The sequence below is a fragment of the Indolivaga macrotermitis genome (genome assembly GCF_900128985.1).
GTDB lineage: Bacteria > Bacteroidota > Bacteroidia > Bacteroidales > Dysgonomonadaceae > Dysgonomonas_A > Dysgonomonas_A macrotermitis.
In genome coordinates this window covers 1-1,435 of sequence record NZ_FQUC01000044.1, presented here as the reverse complement: position 1 = coordinate 1,435, position 1,435 = coordinate 1, and the positions used below count along the sequence as shown (strand labels likewise).

The following is a 1,435-nucleotide window of genomic DNA, read 5'->3' as shown; positions in this document are numbered from 1 at the left end:
TGAAGTGCCCCCCCAAAGTTGGACAATAAATTATTAACTATATTTAGATTGAGTTCGGTATTTTACCGGGCTCAATCCGTTTAAAGACAGTTTAATTCTATCATTATTATAATAATAGATGTATTCTTCCAGCTCTTTCTTGAAGTGTTCCATTGAATCAAAATCTTGCAAATATAACAATTCAGATTTTAGATGCCCGAAGAAGTTTTCAATAACGGCATTATCCAAACAGTTTCCCTTTCTGGACATACTTTGTATAATACCTTTTTTCTTAAGGAGATATTGATAATTTCCATGTTGATATTGCCATCCCTGATCAGAATGTAAAACCAGGTTAGTATTATCAGGAATTTTATTAAAAGCTTTTTTAAGCATATTCATTGTTTGCTCTAAGGTTGGATGATGAGCGATATTGAAACTGATAATTTCTCCATTATATAAATCAATTATGGGAGATAAATATAGTTTTGCTCCGAATAAAGAAAATTCGGTTACATCTGTAGCCCATTTTTGATTAGGTTTATCAGCTTTAAAATTTCGATCCAAGATATTATCAGCCACCTTACCGGTTTGCCCTTTATAAGAACGATATTTCTTCTTGCGAACTTGAGATTTAATGCCTAATTCATCCATTAGTTTTAAAACTGTCTTGTGATTGATAATAAAGCCTCTATTCTTCATTTCAATATTAATACGCCTATAACCATATCTGCCTTTATGTTTATAAAAAATGGTTGATATTGCTTTTTTCTCCTGACTGTATTTATCTGGTTTATCAAATTGCTTTTTATGGTAATAAAATGTACTTCTAGCCATCCCTGCGACTTCCAGTATTGTTGGAAGAGGAAAAATATGCCTTAACTCCTGGATGGCTTGCGCCCTTTGTTTTTCTGTGTTAAGGCCTGCAACTTTTTTAGGTACTCATTTTCTATACGCAGACGTAAATTCTCTTCAACCAATTCCTGATAAGGATTTGATGGGATATTTTTCTCTATAAGCTTATTCTTTTGCTTTTTCATTTTGGGTGGTCTGCCGCGTGTTTTTTCTTCATAAAGGGATGATCTGCCAAACTGTTCATATTTCCGCTTCCAGCTCAGGATAACACTATCATTGACATGATATTTGATGGATGCTTGGTGTAAAGATAAATGATTTAATAACATGTCTTGGAGTAAAGACAGTTTAAAATCTCCACTATAACGCATATGGTTCTTTAAAGATAGTCCTGCTACACCATACTGTTTATAACAGGAAACCCAACGACCAATCAAACGATCCGCTGTAGAAAACATACGAGCTACTGAACAACAACTATGCCCTTCTCCCAAAACTAAAAGAACGGCTCGCTCCCGATCTTCGATACTAAACTTGTTACGCTTCTTCTTTTCCATAAAATAAACCCTAAAAGTTTGTCTAACTTTTAGGGTTCACTTCA

1 pseudogene is annotated in these 1,435 nt (G+C 33.9%); it reads right to left on the bottom strand.

The features are described from left to right. Positions 1–33: 33 nt before the first annotated feature. Positions 34–1,391, bottom strand: a pseudogene (locus BUC12_RS20500) (IS3 family transposase). Positions 1,392–1,435 lie beyond the last annotated feature (44 nt).